Raw genomic sequence first — 16571 nt, 5'->3', positions numbered from 1 at the left:
GCCCTGTGTGCGTCGACGCGGTGCGCCAGCCCTGCGCCGCCTCAATTGGTCGCGGTGCATCGATGGCGATGCTGTGCGACAAGGCCAGATGCCGCATGACACACCTCTTATCGCGACCATCGTCGCGGGTCTCGGGCTTGCCTTTGTATTCGGGACAATCGCCCAGCGCTTCCGCATTCCGCCACTTGTCGGCTATCTGCTCGCGGGCGTAGCCGCTGGCCCCTTCACACCGGGTTTCGTGGCCGATCAGGCGCTGGCGACCGAGCTCGCGGAGCTCGGTATCATCCTGCTGATGTTCGGGGTGGGCCTGCATTTTTCGCTGAATGACCTGCTGTCCGTCCGCACCATCGCGGTGCCAGGCGCGGTTGCCCAAATTGCAGTCGCGACATTGATGGGGCTTGGCCTTGCGCTGCTGATGGGCTGGAGCGTCGGCGCCGGCCTGGTGTTCGGCCTCGCACTGTCGGTTGCAAGTACCGTCGTGCTGCTGCGCGCCCTGCAGGAACGCCGATTGATGGACACGGAGCGGGGCAAGATCGCCGTCGGCTGGCTGATCGTGGAAGACCTCGCGATGGTGCTGGCGCTGGTGCTGTTTCCCGCGGTGGCGAGCCTGCAGACCGGCAGCGGCACGGCGCTGACGTTCGATCCGCTCGCTGCCCGCTTCGGGTTCGGGCTGACCGGCGTGCTTGTATTGACGTTGATCAAGATTGCTGTGTTCATCGCCTTGATGCTGGTGGTCGGGCGTCGCCTCATTCCATGGGTGTTGCACTACATCGCCCATACCGGATCGCGTGAATTGTTCCGGCTGACGGTGCTTGCGACTGCGCTCTGCATCGCGTTCGGCGCGACCAAGCTGTTCGGAGTTTCGCTCGCGCTCGGCGCGTTCTTTGCGGGAATGATGCTGCGGGAATCGCCGCTCAGTCAGCGCGCCGCGCAGGAAACCTTGCCGCTGCGCGACGCGTTCGCGGTCCTGTTCTTCGTCTCGGTCGGAATGCTGTTCGACCCGATGAGCGTGATCCGCGAACCCTGGCCCTTTGTCGCGACCCTGTTCGTGATCGTGGTCGGCAAGTCGCTCGCCGCGCTTTTGATCGTGCTGCTGTTTCGTCACCCGATCACGACCGCGCTGACGATCTCGGCAAGCCTCGCCCAGATTGGCGAATTCTCTTTCATCCTGGCCGAGCTGGGGGTCGCGCTCGATCTACTGCCAAAGGCCGGCCGCGACCTGATCCTGGCGGGCGCGATCTTCTCGATCATGCTCAACCCGTTGGTCTTTGCGGCGATCGATTGGCTGACGTCGCGGCTCGAGAGGCCGCAGGCATTGTCGCCAGCCGCTGCGACATCAGAGGCGATCCCGATCACCGAATTGTCCGACCACACTATCCTGGTCGGCTACGGCCGGGTCGGCAGCATCGTCGGCGATGCCCTGCATCAGCGCAACGCGCCGTTCCTTGCAGTCGAGGCCTCCGACGACACGGTTGCGAAACTCAAGCAACGGGGCATCGAGGCCGTGATGGGGAACGCTGCGCGTGCCAGCGTGCTCCGCGCGACCAACCCCGCTGCCGCGCGCGCACTGGTCATTGCAATTCCGGAGGCGTTCGAAGCCGGACAGATCGTCGAACAGGCGCGCGCGGCCAATGCGGACCTTCAAATCATCGCGCGGGCGCACTCGGACGCCGAAGTCGATCATCTGAAGGGACTGGGAGCTGACATCGTGATCATGGGCGAGCGGGAGATCGCCCGCGGCATGATCGAGGAGCTCGAGAGGAGGCACCCGGATGCTTCCACGCAAGCTGCATAGCCAGCCAAGGAACATTGGCAAGTTCGAGGTGATCAATGCCGATGGCCGGATCTACCAGTTTCCCCAGCCGTCGCTGCTGCAGCGCTTGGCCAGGCTCTCACGCGCTCGACCGGCGTGTCGTGAGCTGGGGCGTCCGAAGGAATGGAGATGACAAGATGGCATTCAAGACCCCGCACGTCTCGCTGGTGTCGTTCTCGGTGGAGATCGGTGCAAGGGACACGACCAATGTCATGCTGATCGAGACGGACCTGCATCTGAACGTACGGCATCCAAGCTACGATGCCGCGGCCGTGGAGCGGTTGACGCAGGCTGCGCGCGCGTATCTTGCCGGAAATGCCGACCAGGTCACGCAGATCAGGCTAGTCTCCAATCGCAGCGGTCAGACGTGACGCGCCCATCACGCGCGTGCGACGGTCAACGATACGGCCGTCCTATCGACGCGCCTTCGTATCAAGGCGTTGCGCGAGACGGCGTAAATCGATCACCGTCCGCTCATGGGTGCCGTGCCCAATCTCCTCAACCTCATCACGCGCGGTCACCGCGAAGACGATCTGCTTGCCCTCGACCCGGACCACCTCCGCTTCGGCCGTGACGCGCTGCCCGAGCGGCGTCGCCGCGACATGGCGGACGTCCACCAGGGTGCCGAGCGCGCTCTCACCGGGCTCCAGGTAGCTGCGAATGGCGTCGAGCGCGGCATTCTCCATCACCAGGATCATGATCGGCGTCGCCAGCACCGGCGGCAACATCGCATCCTTGAATCGGCTTGCCAGGTGCTCGGGTCCGACCACGAGCGCGGAGCTTCCCTTCACTCCTGCGGATATCGCACGCATCTTCACCTCCCAGTCGCTTGCCTGGTCCTGCCCCGTGACGCGTTCGGCCGTTCGCAGACGATGATGATCAGCCTGACGCGCCAGTGCCCAGAAATGCCGGCATCAGGTCCTCCTGGACGATGATGCGCGCGGCTTCCGGCGTCAATTCACTGCCGACGAGATCGAGATTCTTCGCAGCCTCCAGCAGCATCGCCCGGACCTCGTCCGGCGAGAGCACACCCTTCATGACAAGCTTCCTGACCAGTGCTTGAAGGATGAGGACGTCGATCTGACCGTGCGCGAGTTGCGTCGGCTTTTCCATGAGTGTGGTCTCCGGGTCAAGGCGCGATGACGATTCTCGTCCCCTTGCGGATCAGCTCGAGGGCTTCTGCATGTCCGCGTGCAGTTGCTCGAACGCCTTCCGCAGGCCATGAAGCTGATCGACGAGATGGAGGATGACGTCGACGCCCTCGTCATTGACCCCGAGATCGGCCTTCAGGTCACGGATCAGATGGGCGCGTGCCACGTCGGTCTCGGAAAAGCTAACGTCCGCGGTGGTCCGATCCGGGATGAGCCATTGCTGCTCGATCCAGAACTCCAGGGTCTGCACCTCGAGACCGGCGTTGTTCAGGAACTGCTGCTTGTTCATGATGCGCCTTCCTCACGCGGATTGAACGCCTTCCGATCCCACGTCGACACGAACGCCTCGAGCTCTGGATCGGATCCCTTCGGCAGGACAACCTTGAGCTTGACGAACTCGTCGCCGTGACCGCCGCCATGGCGGGGCGCGCCCTTGCCCCTGAGCCGCATCGTCGTGCCGGTGTTCGACCCCTTCGGAACCGTCATGGTGACATCGCCGGTCGGCGTCGGAACGCGAACTTTTCCGCCGAGCACCGCCTCGGCGAGCGAGATCGGCAATTCGAGCGAGATATCGTCGCCGTCGCGCGTGAAGCGCGGATCGGGCCGAACCTCCACCTCGATCAACGCATCTCCGGGCCCACCCTTGCCGGAGCCGGCAGCACCCTTGCCGCGCAGCCGGAGCACCTGCCCATCGACGAGCCCCGGCGGGATCGTCACGTCGAGCGTGCCGCCGTCGGGCAAGGTCAGACGTTTGCTCGCGCCGGTGATCGATTCCGCAAAGTCAATCGTCAGGCTGTAGTGCAGGTCGCGCCCGCGCCGGTTCGCGCGCGCCTCCTGGCTGCGCCTCAGCAGCTCGGCGAACGCGTCGTCCGACTCCATGAAATCCGCGTAGCCGGAGCTGTCCGCATAGGGATGCCCCTGATCGGAGGTGGCAAAATCGCGATAGAAGTGATGCTGTGGCCGCTCCGCGCCGCTCGCATCGATCTCGCCGGCATCGAAGCGCTTGCGCTTCTCGACATCGCCGAGCAGATCGTACGCGCCGGCGACCTCCTTGAATTTATCCTCAGCGGCCTTGTCGCCGGGATTGAGATCCGGATGCAGCTTCTTCGCGAGCTTTCGATATGCCTTCTGGATGTCGGCCGAAGACGCCGTCGGGGCAACGCCAAGAATCTCGTACGGATTTCTCACGACCTGCTCCGCAACATCACAATGCACCCAAGGTCATGAGGGCTCAAAATGCGCCGAATTGCAACACTCCTCGTGACAGCTCATTCCGCGACGATAGCGTCGCCGGCACATCGTTTACGCCGAGGTAGGCATGCCTCGGTCATCCATTCGCCGGGTGCGGTATCGGATGGCCGTATAGGCCGGAGCAACGAGCACCCGCGCCGTCGGGCGCTACGATGTATGTCCGGGATCCAGATAGTTCGGCATGTTCTTCTCCTGCTGAGGTGTCATTCTGGCGGTGTCCGGCTTGCCCACCACTCCCCTCGGACCAAGCAAGGCTCGCGTGATGTCGTCTTCGCTCAAGCGCGGCTTTCGATCGTCGAGTTGTCCGTCGCCCCCGTGACTCGGTCCCATGACTCACCTCCTGCGGATGATCTCCCGTGAACTACGGTCCAGAGAATAGCGCGACCCGGCGGAAAAGTCCGGCAGGGCGTGTGCGAATTGCTCGGCGCTCGGGGCGCTTCTCTTCGGCGGGACGCATGCGGCAGAGCCGCAGGCCATACCGGCGGCGCGAGGCCGCGCTTCCGGCCGAGCCACCTCGTCATGTCGTGCCTCCGCGTCCGCCGATCGTCAACAAGGACAACAACCCTCTGATTATGCCGGATAACCAATGTGGAGGGAACGCGTCGACGTCAGCCCTCATACCGCGCTCGGACTGCGGCGGCGAAGCGTCGATCTTCGTACCGTTGTAATAGTCTTGGGAGACGATAGCACAGCCGCATCGAGCCAAGCTCATCGGCTTAGCCGGCGTTGGTGGGTGCCTCCTGGCGGAGTCCATCATGGCCAAGGCGCGAAGCTAATCTATCGAGACGCATGGACCAACACCTGGGGTCGTTGCGCCCGGTGAATGAGCGCCTCACATTTCGCGTGACTGACGGCTGCCGATAGGCAGCGGCAGACGTCGCACATTGACTATCCGTTGAAAGGATCACACGATGAGACGGCCGTGCACAGCCACGTTGCCCTCTCGGTCGACCGAGCGCGAATTTAGTTGGTGTCATCATTCCGCCATCTGTCGACGGCGCCGATGAGTGGCTTTGAGCGGCTCGTCCTGTTGCGTTGCTGTCTTGAGGTGCCAAGATGAACGTAGAGAAGTACACCGATCGCGTACGCGGCTTCATCCAGTCGGCGCAATCACTCGCCATGCGCGAGGGGCATCAGCAATTCTCGACGCTTCACATCTTGAAAGTGTTACTCGACGACAGCGAAGGCTTGGCAGCGGGTCTGATCGACCGGTCGGGCGGCAACTCTCGCGCGATCCTGAAGGCGACCGAGGACGCGCTGGCGAAGCTGCCGAAAGTCTCCGGCGCCGGCTCGGGACAGATCTATCTGGCGCCCGAGACGGCACGCGCCTTCACGGCGGCGGAACAGGCCGCGAACAAGGCCGGCGACAGTTTCGTCACCGTGGAGCGGCTGTTGCAGGCTTTGGCAGCCGACAAGGACAGCGACGCCGGCAGGCTGCTCGCCAAGGGCGGCGTCAGTCCGCAGAATCTGAATGCAGCCATCAATGCCTTGCGCAAGGGGCGCACTGCCGACAGCGCGTCCGCCGAGAACGCCTACGATGCTCTGAAGAAGTACGCCCGCGATCTCACGCAGGCTGCGCGCGACGGCAAGCTCGATCCGGTGATCGGCCGCGACGAGGAGATCCGCCGCACCATCCAGGTGCTGTCGCGGCGAACCAAAAACAATCCCGTTCTGATCGGCGAGCCCGGGGTGGGGAAGACCGCGATCGTCGAGGGCCTGGCGCTGCGCATCGTCAACGGCGACGTGCCGGAAAGCCTGCAGGACAAGGCCCTGCTCGGGCTCGACCTCGGCGCGCTGATCGCCGGCGCCAAGTATCGCGGCGAGTTCGAGGAGCGGCTGAAGGCCGTATTGCAGGAGGTGACCTCAGCCGAGGGCGGCATCATCCTGTTCATCGACGAGATGCACACGCTGATCGGCGCCGGCAAGGCCGACGGCGCGATGGACGCCTCGAACCTGTTGAAACCGGCGCTCGCCCGCGGCGAGCTGCACTGCATCGGCGCCACCACGCTCGACGAGTACCGCAAGCATGTCGAGAAGGATCCGGCGCTCGCCCGCCGCTTCCAGCCAGTATTCGTGTCGGAGCCGACGGTCGAGGACACCATCTCGATCCTGCGCGGCCTCAAGGACAAGTATGAGCAGCATCACGGCGTCCGCATCGCGGACTCCGCGCTGGTTGCAGCCGCCACGCTGTCGAACCGCTACATCACCGACCGCTTCCTGCCAGACAAGGCTATCGACCTGATGGACGAGGCGGCGGCGCGACTGAAGATGCAGGTCGATTCCAAACCGGAAGAGCTCGACTCGCTCGACCGCGAGATCATCCGGCTCAAGATCGAGCAGGAAGCGCTGAAGAAAGAGACCGACCGCGGCTCCAAGAGCCGGCTCGAGACGCTGGAGAAGGACCTCGCCGACCTCGAAAAGAAGTCGGCGGACATGACGTCGAGATGGCGGTCGGAGAAAAGCAAGCTCTCCGACGCCCAGAAGATGAAGGGCGAACTCGAGCAGTTGCGCACCGAGCTCGCCAACGCGCAGCGCAAGGGGGAATTCCAGAAGGCAGGCGAGCTCGCCTACAGTCGCATTCCGGACCTTGAGAAGAAGCTCGCCACCGTCGAGGCCAGCGAGACCTCGTCGGCCAGCGAAACGGTGACCGCCGACAACATCGCGCAAGTGGTCTCGCGCTGGACCGGCGTGCCGGTCGACAAGATGCTGGAAGGCGAGAAGGACAAGCTGCTGCGCATGGAGGAGATGCTCGGCAAGCGCGTCGTCGGCCAGGCCCAGGCGGTGCGCGCAGTCTCGACCGCGGTGCGCCGTGCGCGTGCCGGCCTGCAGGATCCCAACCGGCCGATCGGCTCCTTCATGTTCTTAGGGCCCACCGGCGTCGGCAAGACCGAGCTCGCCAAGGCGCTCGCCGAATATCTGTTCGACGACGAGACCGCGATGATCCGCCTCGACATGTCCGAATACATGGAGAAGCATTCGGTGGCGCGGCTGATCGGCGCCCCGCCCGGCTATGTCGGCTACGACGAGGGCGGCGCCCTCACCGAAGCGGTACGGCGCCGGCCCTATCAGGTGGTGCTGTTCGATGAAATCGAGAAGGCGCATCCTGACGTGTTCAACGTGTTGCTGCAGGTGCTCGACGACGGCCGTCTGACCGATGGCCAGGGCCGCACCGTCGACTTCCGCAACACGCTGATCATCATGACCTCGAATATCGGCGCCGAATATCTCGTCAACCAGCCCGAAGGTCAGGATACCAGCGCGGTGCGGGACCAGGTGATGAACATGGTGCGGGCGCACTTCCGTCCTGAATTCCTCAACCGCGTCGACGAGATCATCTTGTTCCATCGGCTGCAGAAGAGCGAGATGGGCTGGATCGTCGAGATCCAGTTCGCGCGGCTGCGCAAACTGCTGGAGGACCGCAAGATCGAGCTGGAGCTGGATCCGAAGGCACGAGACTGGCTCGCCGAGAAGGGCTGGGATCCCGCCTACGGCGCTCGCCCGCTGAAGCGCGTGATCCAGCGCAGCGTGCAGGATCCGCTCGCCGAGATGATCCTTGCCGGCGACGTGCGCGACGGCTCGGAGGTGAAGATCTCCGCGACCAAGGCAGGCCTTACCTTCAACGGCAAGAAGCCGGAGACTGCTGGAGCCGACGAATTCGAATCGGCGTGAGACCGACCCAGACAATGATGCACAGACGCGCGATGTCATCGCGGCGTCATCTCTCGGCATCATAGGCAAGCTGGCCCTCAACCACGGAGGAACACATGTCGGAGTTGAAGATCAAGGACGGTATGGAGGTCATCGGCGCCGATGGCGTGCACGTCGGCACCGTTGATCGCGTTGAAGGCAGCCGCATCAAGCTTACGAAGCGTGACAGCGGCGAAGGCCTGCACAAGGGCCACCATCACTATGTCGAGCTTGGCTTTGTCGCTGGCGTCGAAGGCACCAAGGTTCGTCTCTCGGCGAACGCCGCGATTGCGGTGACGCTTGAGGAAGAGAAGTCCGGAAAGCCGGCTGGCCCTTCAGCGGACGCCTAGCAATTCGGGCTCTTGTAAAGCTAACCGTTGCATGCTCCTCTCCCCGTGCTCGGATATTCGCCGAGCGCCTTGCTCGTTGCGCTCTTGGAATGATAGTTCGGTAAGGAGAGATGCGTGCCATCAGCCGTCCCGCAACCGGTCGCTGCGAAGCTGACGCGCGCCGCTATCTTCCTTGCCGTCACGCTCAAGCCCAATCCGGAATATGATGCGGTGGTGCGGTCGCTGTGCGGCGATCTGACCGCGTTGGTACGCGCCGTTGGATTCCGCGACCTCGAGGGCCGGCTGTCATGTGTCATGGGAATCGGCTCCGACGCATGGGACCGATTGTTCGGCGCGCCGAAGCCGAAGGATCTGCACCCGTTTCGCGAGATCCATGGCGTCCACCACGCCGTCGCAACGCCGGGCGACCTCCTGTTTCACATCCGCGCCGTGCCGATGGACCTGTGCTTCGAGCTCGCGACGCAGATCGTGGCTCGGCTCGGCGACGCGATCGCCTCGTCGGACGAGGTGCACGGCTTCAAGTATTTCGACGAACGCGACCTGCTCGGCTTTGTCGATGGGACGGAGAACCCGGAGGACCAGGCGGCAGTGGATGCCACCGTCATCGGCGACGAGGATGCAGCCTTCGCCGGCGGCAGCTATGTGATCGTGCAGAAGTATCTGCACGACATGAAGAAGTGGAACGAGCTGCCGGTCGAGATGCAGGAGAAGATCATCGGCCGGACCAAACTGTCCGACATCGAGCTGGACGATGCGGTGAAGCCGAGCTACGCGCACAACGCCCTGACCACGATCGTGGAGAACGGCGAAGAGCTCGATATCGTCCGCGACAACATGCCTTTCGGCAATATCAGCAAGGGCGAGTTCGGCACTTATTTCATCGGCTATGCAAAGTCTCCGCATCGGATCGAGCAGATGCTGGAGAACATGTTCGTCGGCCGGCCGCCGGGCAATTACGATCGCCTGCTCGACTTCAGCCGCGCCGTGACCGGCACGTTGTACTTCATTCCGTCGGTGACGTTCCTCGAGGACGCCGCGACCGCGGGACCCGCCTGTTCGCCCGCAGAGCTGTCTCTGGACGGCGATCAGGCCGACGATGCCCCTACGCCGAAAATGCCGCCGCCCGATGGCTCGCTCGGTATCGGCTCACTGAAAGGAAAGGCTGCACATGAATAATCTTCATCGGGGACTCGCCCCCATCTCAGACGCGGCATGGGCCCTGATTGAAGAGGAAGCCTCGCGCACCCTGAAGCGCCATTTGGCAGCGCGCCACGTGGTGGATGTCGATGGTCCGAAGGGCACGGACTTCTCAGCAGTCGGCACCGGCCATGTCAGGAAGATCCCGACGCCGGGCGACGGGGTCGAGGCAACGCAACGCGACGTCAGAGCCCTCGTGGAATTGCGCGTCCCCTTCGAGCTCAGCCGTCAGGCCATCGACGACGTCGAGCGCGGCTCCAATGATTCCGACTGGGATCCGCTCAAAGCTGCAGCGCGCAAGATCGCTTTCGCCGAGGACCGCGCCGTGTTCGACGGATACGCCGCGGCGGGAATTCAGGGCATCCGCCAGGGCAGCAGCAACCCGGTGCTGACGCTGCCGTCCAACGTCAAGGGCTATCCCGGCGCGGTCGCGCAGGCGGTGAGCCAATTGCGGCTGGCGGGCGTCAACGGTCCCTATACGCTGTTGCTGGGCACCGAACCCTATACCGCAATCGGCGGCGCGACCGACGATGGTTATCCAGTGCTCGAGCACATCCAGCGCCTGGTCGATGGGAAAATCATCTGGGCGCCGGCCATCGAGGGCGGCGTCATGCTGACCACCCGCGGTGGCGACTTTCAGCTCTCGATCGGCCAGGACCTTTCGATCGGCTATCTGAGCCATTCGGCGACAAGCGTGCAACTCTATTTCCAGGAGACCATCACCTTCCTGATGCTGACGAGCGAGGCCTCCGTGGCCCTGGCATTGGAAGCGAAGAAGAAGCCCGCCTGACGGCGGACGACGTCGACGGGTCGGAGCGGCCTCGGGCCGTCCCGCGCCAGAGATCCCGTCCAACACGAAACCGAGAGGAGGCCCGCAATGCAGGAATACGATCTCTACATCAATCCGCAGAAAGCCTCGATCGGCCTCTACGTCCGCAAGGGCGCAGGTCTTCCCGATCTCGCCGACTCCAAGGACTGGGTATTTGACGGCACCGCCGCCGAGGCCAGCCTGCCGCCGGCCCTGGTCAAGGAGATCGACGCCAACGGTCACGCCTTTCGCGACATGGATTGAGACTCAGGCCGGTTGTCGATTCGATCAGCAGACTCCTGTTTGCTGCCGCAAGTGATACAAGGCGGGAGCTCGGCGGTCACTTGTCGCCGGTTTTGACGGGGGCCGTCTCCGGCATCAGGCTCATGGCAACGAGACCGACCATCGCGGCGAGAAGCAGATACCAGGACGGCGCCAACGGGTCGCCGGACACGTGAAGCAGCCATGTGACCACGAGCTGCGCGGTCCCGCCAAACGCCGCGATCGCAACCGCATAGATCGTGGCAAAGACGCCGCCACGAATGTTCTGCGGCAATGCTTCGGTGAAGTTCGCATAGAAGGCCGTGAACGGCAAAGACCCTATGAATGACAGGATGCCGAAGCCGATGAGCAGCGACGACATTCCGGGATCCTGCACGATCCAGACGAAGTTCGGATAGGTCAACACCAGCACGGCCAGTTGCGGCCAGACCATGATCGGCTTGCGTCCGAATCGGTCCGCCAGCCAGCCGCCGTATAGCGCACCAATGATCTGAAGACCATTGCTCACCAGCGAGACGGCAAACGCGAGCGACGACGACACATGCAACGTGTTCTTGGCATAGGTCGTCATATACTGGGTCACGTAGGTCGAAATCGTACCGCTGGCGAGGATCATCAGCGCCAGCACGATCACTCGGATATGCCGGCGCGCCTGCACGGCATGGCTTGAACTCTCGACATGTGCGGCAACGTGCTCTTCGTGTGAAATCGTTTCCGGCAGCGTGCGGCGCATCCACAGGCCGAACGGCAGGCAGACAGCGCCAATCAGAAATGCGATGCGCCATCCGTAGGCCTGGATCATGTCGGGCGTCATCACGCTGCTCAGGATGACGCCGACCAAAGCGCCGGCGGTCGCAGCGATCTCCTGGCTGGCGGGTTGCCACGCCACCACCAGGCCGCGACGCAGCGGCGAAGCGATCTCGACGAGATAGGCCGTGGTCGGCCCGACTTCGCCGCCAAGCGCAAATCCCTGCACCATGCGCGCAGCGATCACGACGACCGGCGCGGCCAGACCGATCGAGTCGTAGGACGGCGTGAGCGCGATGGTCAGGATCGCGGCCCCCATCAACGCGAAGCTCAGCAACATGGCCGGCCGCCGCCCGACGCGGTCGGAATAGATGCCGAGCACGATACCGCCGATCGGCCGCGTCAGAAAGCCAGCGCCAAAGGTCGCCAGCGACAGCATCAAGCTGCCATATGCGCTGTGCGCGGGAAAGAAGGTGTGGCCGATCTCGATCGCGAAGAAACTGTAGGTGATGAAGTCATAGAACTCCAGCATATTGCCGATCGTCGCGGCAAATGCTGCGCGTTGGACGCTGAACTCCTGCTGGCCTTGAATGTCCGGCAACGATCCCGGTTCCTTGCGATCCCGACGTGTCCGGATAATATTCTCCCGGCCGTGTTAGGCAAGGCACGGCACATTCCACGCGGCCCGCACAGGGTCGCGATCAACAGGAAGGATTGGGACTTGATGGCGATCGACCGACTCTTTGCCAATGCGCGCTTCGCCGACGGTTCTCGCGGCAACATGCTGGTCCGCGATGGTCGTATCGTTGCGATCGAGCGTTCCGAGCATCGCGCGGCCGGCGTCGATGTCATCGACCTCGACCACGCGCTGGTCGTTCCCGGCTTCGTCGAAGGTCACATTCATCTCGATACCAGCTTCTATGGCGACACCTGGCGGCCACACAAGCCGTGCACGAAAGGCTTCGACGTTCGCGAGCGCGTGGCATTTCAGGCCGAGAATGTCGCCGCCGCCGCTCCCATGGATGTGCGCGCGCGGAACCAGCTTGATCTCTGCATCGGGCACGGCACGACGAACATGCGCAGTCACGTCATGGTGGATGGTTCCGTGGGTCTGAAGTCGCTGGAAACCATCCTCGGGGTGCGCGACGAATACCGGGACCTGATCGACATTCAGCTCGTTGCCTTTCCACAAAGCGGGATCCTCAGCAGCCCAGGCACGCCGCAACTGCTCGACGAGGCGATCAAGCTCGGAGCCAACGTTGTCGGCGGCCTCGATCCCGCAAGCTTCGATCGCAATGTCGAAGGCCATCTCGATGTCGTCTTCGGCGTCGCACAAAGGCACGGCGTCGACGTCGACATTCATCTTCACGACGCTGGCATGCTCGGTGCCTTCGAGATCGAACAGATCGCGGCACGCACAAGAGCACTCGGGATGGAAGGCCATGTCGCCGTCAGTCATGCCTATGGGCTCGGCGACATTCCGGCAGACACGCTGAAGAAGATTGCCGACATCCTGGCGCGATCGGGGGTCGCAATCATGACGAACGCGCCCGGCAGTCGACCATTTCCCCCGGTTGCGACGCTCAGGGCGGCCGGTGTCACGGTGTTCAGCGGAAACGATAACATCCGCGACTCCTGGTGGCCTTATGGCGATGGCGACATGCTGGGCCGCGCGATGATGATCGGATATCGATCGGGTTTCTACACCGATGAAGAACTCGGGATCGCATTCGACCTGGTCACCGCGGCCGGCGCCAAGGCGCTCAGGCTCGAGGACTACGGCCTGCACATCGGTGCGAGGGCGGACTTCGTGACGCTGAAGGCCGAACATATCCAGGAAGCCGTGGTCGCACGACCCACGGGGCGTTCCGTCTTCAAAGGTGGAAGACTCACAGCGCGTGACAATCACGTCGTCAAGGATGCTGGCCAAGCCTGACCGGGCCTATCGGAGTTGAGGCTTCGATCAGACATATGGAAGCGCCGGCGGCTGCGCGATCTTCACCGCACCGAGGGAATGATCGCGTGCAGGATATCCCGATACCACGCCTGACGCGCGCCGTCGAACGCAGCAAAATCGTGATCGAACTGCCAGTAAGCCCACGCCCAGCCGTATCGCTCGGCGGTTCTCGCCACGAACGACAGGTATTTCGTCCGGCTCTCCGAAGGAGCGCGCTCGTAGACGCCGAACTCGCCGAGGTAGATCGGACGTCTTTCCCGTTCCGACCAGAGACGGACCTTGTTGAAGTCGGCCGTGACCTTCGCTTCGTCTTCCGCGCTGCCCCAACTCAAAGGACCGATCTTCGAGAACGTCGGCGACCACGGCGCACCCTGATGTGTGAATTGAAGGGGCGCGTAATAGTGGAATGTCACGATCAGCCTTCTGTCCTCGGCCGGCAACGCCAGTTCATCGATCGGCGCTTCCTCGGTATTCAACGCCGCGACAATGACGCTCCGCTCGGGATTTCTCGCCCGGATGACGCGAAGACATTCGCCCAGCAGTGAATTCCACTGCCCGGAGGTCATGTTTCCTCCGGGCTCGTTCAGGATCTCGAACAGCAATGCCGGATATCTCCCGGCGTAGCGCGACGCGATCTGCCGCCAAAATGCCCTGAGCTTCTCCGCGCATGCCGCGACATCGCGCTGGCAAAGGTCCGTATCGTGCTCGTCAAGGATCGGAATCAGCCTTCTGGCGAGCGCCTGCTCGATCACGACATCGAGCCGCCTCAGGACAGCTTCGTCGAGCACGTTCTCGGAATCCATATGCTTGAATCCAAAGAAATTGATCCTGACGTGCGAGAAGCCCGCCTTGCGAATGGCGGTCAAGTTTTCCAGACGGAATGGCGCATTCTGGTAGCCCTCCCAGAGGCCGTCATATCCGAGAATATTGATGCCACGCCCCAGCGCCGGCATTGCCGCAGACTGACCTGATTCCGCTACATCAACCCGCGAAGTCAGCACCGCGAGTAGAAGTGCCAGAAGCCAGTTGACGGCCCCTGGCCAGCGTGCGCGAACGGCCATCATTGCGCTCCAATTCACGATGGCTGTGGATTTGCAGCGTAGACAGGTCTGCATACCGCAAAAAAGAAGGACACCAGCAGCACCGACGTGAACGTCGTCGAACGAAGGAAGGTCGTTTCGGTAAAATTTGTCTGACAAGTGAGGAAGACAAACCCAATGATGAGGGCACAGTGGGATCGGTCAATTGCCCGCGCAGAAATCAGGTAACGCACCTTGCTTGAGAACAGGAACACGCTTGCCATGAAAAGAACGTAGCCCAGGAATCCCGTTTCAATGAGAATGGCGATGTAGCCGTTATGATAATTGTCGAGCACCCAGCCGTGATTCTGCTGGAAATAGTCGTAGATCGCCGGATTGGTCCAGAACCCGTTGATTCCGAAACCGATCAACGGCGCATTGTCGAAATGGCTGATTGCGTACTGCCAAATGAACGTTCTCTCGGTGAAGTCGATCGTCGAGTCGAAGATGTGGATGGCGTCGTACCCCGTCGTATAGAAGTACAGGAACAGCACCGCGGCCGCGACGCACATGACACACGGCAGCACCGCGTATACCTTCATGCATCGTACCGACCACAAGGACGTCAAGACCAAGGCGCAGGCGACCAGCGCCAGCGCGCCCGCGCCCCGCGATTCCGACCCGATGACGCAGGTCGAAGCGATCAGGAACGTCACCAGGAAGGGCAGCCATCCCTGCCCGGTGATCTTTCGATAGCACGCAAAGAACATGAGATAGGCACCGGCGAAACCCAGGGTTTGCTTCGACTCGAAGACGCCCTGCCACTGACCGTTGTGCATCCAGGTACGATCGATGCCGATGTCCGGTACGAATATCGCAAATACTGCAGATGCAGCCACCAGAACAAGGAGGCCCCTCGCGGTCGATTTGACGATGTCATCGATGTCGACGCGGGTGATGAGACAGAACGCACCAAAGGTTGTTATCGCGAGCGCCGCAGCCTTCATGAAGGCGGCAGCGCTCAGATTCGTCCAGAGCACGGAGATCGCGGCAAAGGCGTAGAACGAGACGATCGCGACCGTGTCGAGGTTGAATGCCAGCCGCAGAACCGGGCGCACAAACGCGCTCGCGTAGATCAGCACGCCCCACATCAGGAGAGCGACGGATTGCTGCACATAGGTTTGCTCGGCCGCGAGTAAGCCCGCGTTGAAGTTTCCCATCGACATCACCATGTTGATGGTGATCGACCAATTGATGACGGTTCTTGCAAGCTTCTCCGCTTCGACACTAGGCGACTGCCAGATCGAACTCTCGACCTGGTCCCAATCCATCTCAGCCGGCGCTCTGGTCATGGCTCGAACTTCATGAAGCAGACTTAGGTATTTGGTGCTCCGGTTGCGGCGACCGAAGCACAGGCATCCGTGTTCGGGGCTCCATCGCTTCAGTCTCGTTTCGTACGCGAAGCCAAGGTGCGGTTGAACAGAAGATAAAGAGCGTGCGGATTGGTCGTGAGGTACCGCCAGAACAGCCGCCGTGGCTCGAGCCAGAGCCGCCAGGCCCACTCCAATCCCAAGTTCTGCATCCATTGTGGCGCGCGCGGCCGGCTGCCCGACAGGAAGTTGAACAGCCCGCCGGAGGTCTTGATGACGCCGACGCGGGCAAGCCGCGGCATGAACTCTTCGACGAACGCCTGCTCGTAGGGTACGCCGAGCGCGACCCAAAGAAAGTCCGGCGCCAGCGCGTTGATCTCATCGACCTTGGATCGCAGCGCTTCGCCGCGCAGATAGCCGTGCGAATGACCGACGATCTTGAGCTTCGGATACATGCTGCGGACGTTTGCGACCGCGGCCTCGTTCTCCGCTTCATTGGCGCCGAACATGTAGAAAGTCAGCCCAAGTGCCTGCGCCTTGCGCGCGACAACGTGGAATAGATCGGTCGTTGCGACACGTTCAGGCAGCGGCTTTTGAGACCGAAGCTTCGACACCATGACCAGCGGCTGCCCGTCGGCATTGATCAGATCGGCCGAACGGAACAGGCGATCGGTCATCGGCTCGGTCGAGCATCGCGAGAGCACCTCGCCATTGGCCGACGTCAGATAGAGTGGCCGGCTGACGCGCCGGCGCGGAAACACCGCATCGATCATGAAATCCGCCGTCTGCTCGAGATCGACCACGGCGAGCCGAAGTCCGCCAACCGTCTCCCGAGGGATACTTGCAGTCGCGGCTCTGCCGACAGGATTGGCACGACGTTCACGCGTACTCAGTGCTTTGCTCGGCATCGGTGTCACCGCGGGGAGATCTGCCGGAGAC

Annotated in this window: 17 protein-coding genes; 8 read left to right on the top strand and 9 right to left on the bottom strand. The window is 62.6% G+C overall.

From position 1 onward, the window contains the following. The first annotated feature begins 88 nt into the window (after positions 1-88). Both ybaL and P6U25_RS06830 read left to right on the top strand, forming a co-directional pair. Complete coding sequence (gene ybaL, locus P6U25_RS06835) at positions 89-1795, top strand: YbaL family putative K(+) efflux transporter (RefSeq protein ID WP_407150742.1); 1707 nt, start codon at positions 89-91, stop codon at positions 1793-1795. Positions 1796-1950: 155 nt separating this feature from the next. Beyond that, entirely contained in the window at positions 1951-2184 is a 234-nt protein-coding gene (locus tag P6U25_RS06830; RefSeq protein WP_407150741.1) for a hypothetical protein, read from the top strand. A gap of 42 nt (positions 2185-2226) precedes the next feature. Here the strand turns inward: P6U25_RS06830 and P6U25_RS06825 are convergent, their stop codons facing one another. The 5 genes from P6U25_RS06825 to P6U25_RS06805 all read right to left on the bottom strand — a co-directional run bounded on the left by P6U25_RS06825 (position 2227) and on the right by P6U25_RS06805 (position 4545). Continuing rightward, positions 2227-2625, bottom strand: coding sequence for a thioesterase family protein (locus P6U25_RS06825; RefSeq protein ID WP_407152447.1), 399 nt, complete (start codon positions 2623-2625; stop codon positions 2227-2229). A gap of 67 nt (positions 2626-2692) precedes the next feature. Then, on the bottom strand, positions 2693-2926 hold the full coding sequence (locus tag P6U25_RS06820) for a hypothetical protein (RefSeq protein WP_407150740.1): 234 nt from the start codon (positions 2924-2926) through the stop codon (positions 2693-2695). 51 nt (positions 2927-2977) lie between these two features. After that, positions 2978-3253 carry a chaperone modulator CbpM gene (locus P6U25_RS06815; protein WP_407150739.1) on the bottom strand — a complete coding sequence of 92 codons (276 nt, stop codon included), beginning with the start codon at positions 3251-3253 and terminating at the stop codon, positions 2978-2980. After that, positions 3250-4152, bottom strand: coding sequence for a DnaJ C-terminal domain-containing protein (locus P6U25_RS06810; RefSeq protein ID WP_407150738.1), 903 nt, complete (start codon positions 4150-4152; stop codon positions 3250-3252). The genes P6U25_RS06815 and P6U25_RS06810 overlap by 4 nt, the downstream gene beginning before the upstream one ends. Positions 4153-4362: 210 nt before the next feature. Then, on the bottom strand, positions 4363-4545 hold the full coding sequence (locus P6U25_RS06805) for a hypothetical protein (RefSeq protein WP_280981050.1): 183 nt from the start codon (positions 4543-4545) through the stop codon (positions 4363-4365). A 726-nt stretch (positions 4546-5271) separates the two neighbouring features. Between P6U25_RS06805 and clpB the strand changes: the two genes are divergently transcribed. From clpB to P6U25_RS06780, 5 genes are all read left to right on the top strand, one after another. Next, positions 5272-7884, top strand: coding sequence for an ATP-dependent chaperone ClpB (gene clpB, locus P6U25_RS06800; RefSeq protein WP_407150737.1), 2613 nt, complete (start codon positions 5272-5274; stop codon positions 7882-7884). A 95-nt stretch (positions 7885-7979) separates the two neighbouring features. Next, positions 7980-8252 (top strand): DUF2171 domain-containing protein, encoded by a 273-nt coding sequence (locus P6U25_RS06795; protein WP_407150736.1) that lies wholly within the window; start codon positions 7980-7982, stop codon positions 8250-8252. 114 nt (positions 8253-8366) lie between these two features. Beyond that, complete coding sequence (locus P6U25_RS06790; protein ID WP_407150735.1) at positions 8367-9428, top strand: Dyp-type peroxidase; 1062 nt, start codon at positions 8367-8369, stop codon at positions 9426-9428. Continuing rightward, positions 9421-10239, top strand: a complete 819-nt coding sequence (locus tag P6U25_RS06785; protein ID WP_407150734.1) for a family 1 encapsulin nanocompartment shell protein — start codon at positions 9421-9423, stop codon at positions 10237-10239. The genes P6U25_RS06790 and P6U25_RS06785 overlap by 8 nt, the downstream gene beginning before the upstream one ends. A gap of 87 nt (positions 10240-10326) precedes the next feature. Further along, positions 10327-10521, top strand: coding sequence for a hypothetical protein (locus P6U25_RS06780; RefSeq protein ID WP_407150733.1), 195 nt, complete (start codon positions 10327-10329; stop codon positions 10519-10521). A gap of 76 nt (positions 10522-10597) precedes the next feature. Here P6U25_RS06780 and P6U25_RS06775 read toward each other — a convergent pair whose 3' ends face one another. Next, positions 10598-11818: an MFS transporter gene (locus tag P6U25_RS06775; protein ID WP_407152446.1), complete on the bottom strand. Its 1221-nt coding sequence runs from the start codon at positions 11816-11818 to the stop codon at positions 10598-10600. Between the two features lie 192 nt (positions 11819-12010). Between P6U25_RS06775 and P6U25_RS06770 the strand changes: the two genes are divergently transcribed. Continuing rightward, complete coding sequence (locus P6U25_RS06770; RefSeq protein ID WP_407150732.1) at positions 12011-13222, top strand: amidohydrolase family protein; 1212 nt, start codon at positions 12011-12013, stop codon at positions 13220-13222. A 62-nt stretch (positions 13223-13284) separates the two neighbouring features. On the opposite strand, the gene P6U25_RS06765 is transcribed toward P6U25_RS06770, so the two are convergent. The 3 genes from P6U25_RS06765 to P6U25_RS06755 all read right to left on the bottom strand — a co-directional run bounded on the left by P6U25_RS06765 (position 13285) and on the right by P6U25_RS06755 (position 16540). Then, positions 13285-14307, bottom strand: coding sequence for a glycoside hydrolase family 5 protein (locus P6U25_RS06765; RefSeq protein WP_407152445.1), 1023 nt, complete (start codon positions 14305-14307; stop codon positions 13285-13287). Between the two features lie 11 nt (positions 14308-14318). After that, positions 14319-15614, bottom strand: a complete 1296-nt coding sequence (locus P6U25_RS06760; protein WP_407150731.1) for an O-antigen ligase family protein — start codon at positions 15612-15614, stop codon at positions 14319-14321. Between the two features lie 89 nt (positions 15615-15703). Further along, positions 15704-16540: a WecB/TagA/CpsF family glycosyltransferase gene (locus P6U25_RS06755; protein WP_407150730.1), complete on the bottom strand. Its 837-nt coding sequence runs from the start codon at positions 16538-16540 to the stop codon at positions 15704-15706. Between the last annotated feature and the right edge of the window lie 31 nt (positions 16541-16571).

The organism is Bradyrhizobium sp. ORS 86 (genome assembly GCF_045571475.1).
GTDB lineage: Bacteria > Pseudomonadota > Alphaproteobacteria > Rhizobiales > Xanthobacteraceae > Bradyrhizobium.
The sequence above is the reverse complement of the archived record's forward strand: the minus strand, read 5'-3'. Positions and strand labels throughout refer to the sequence as shown.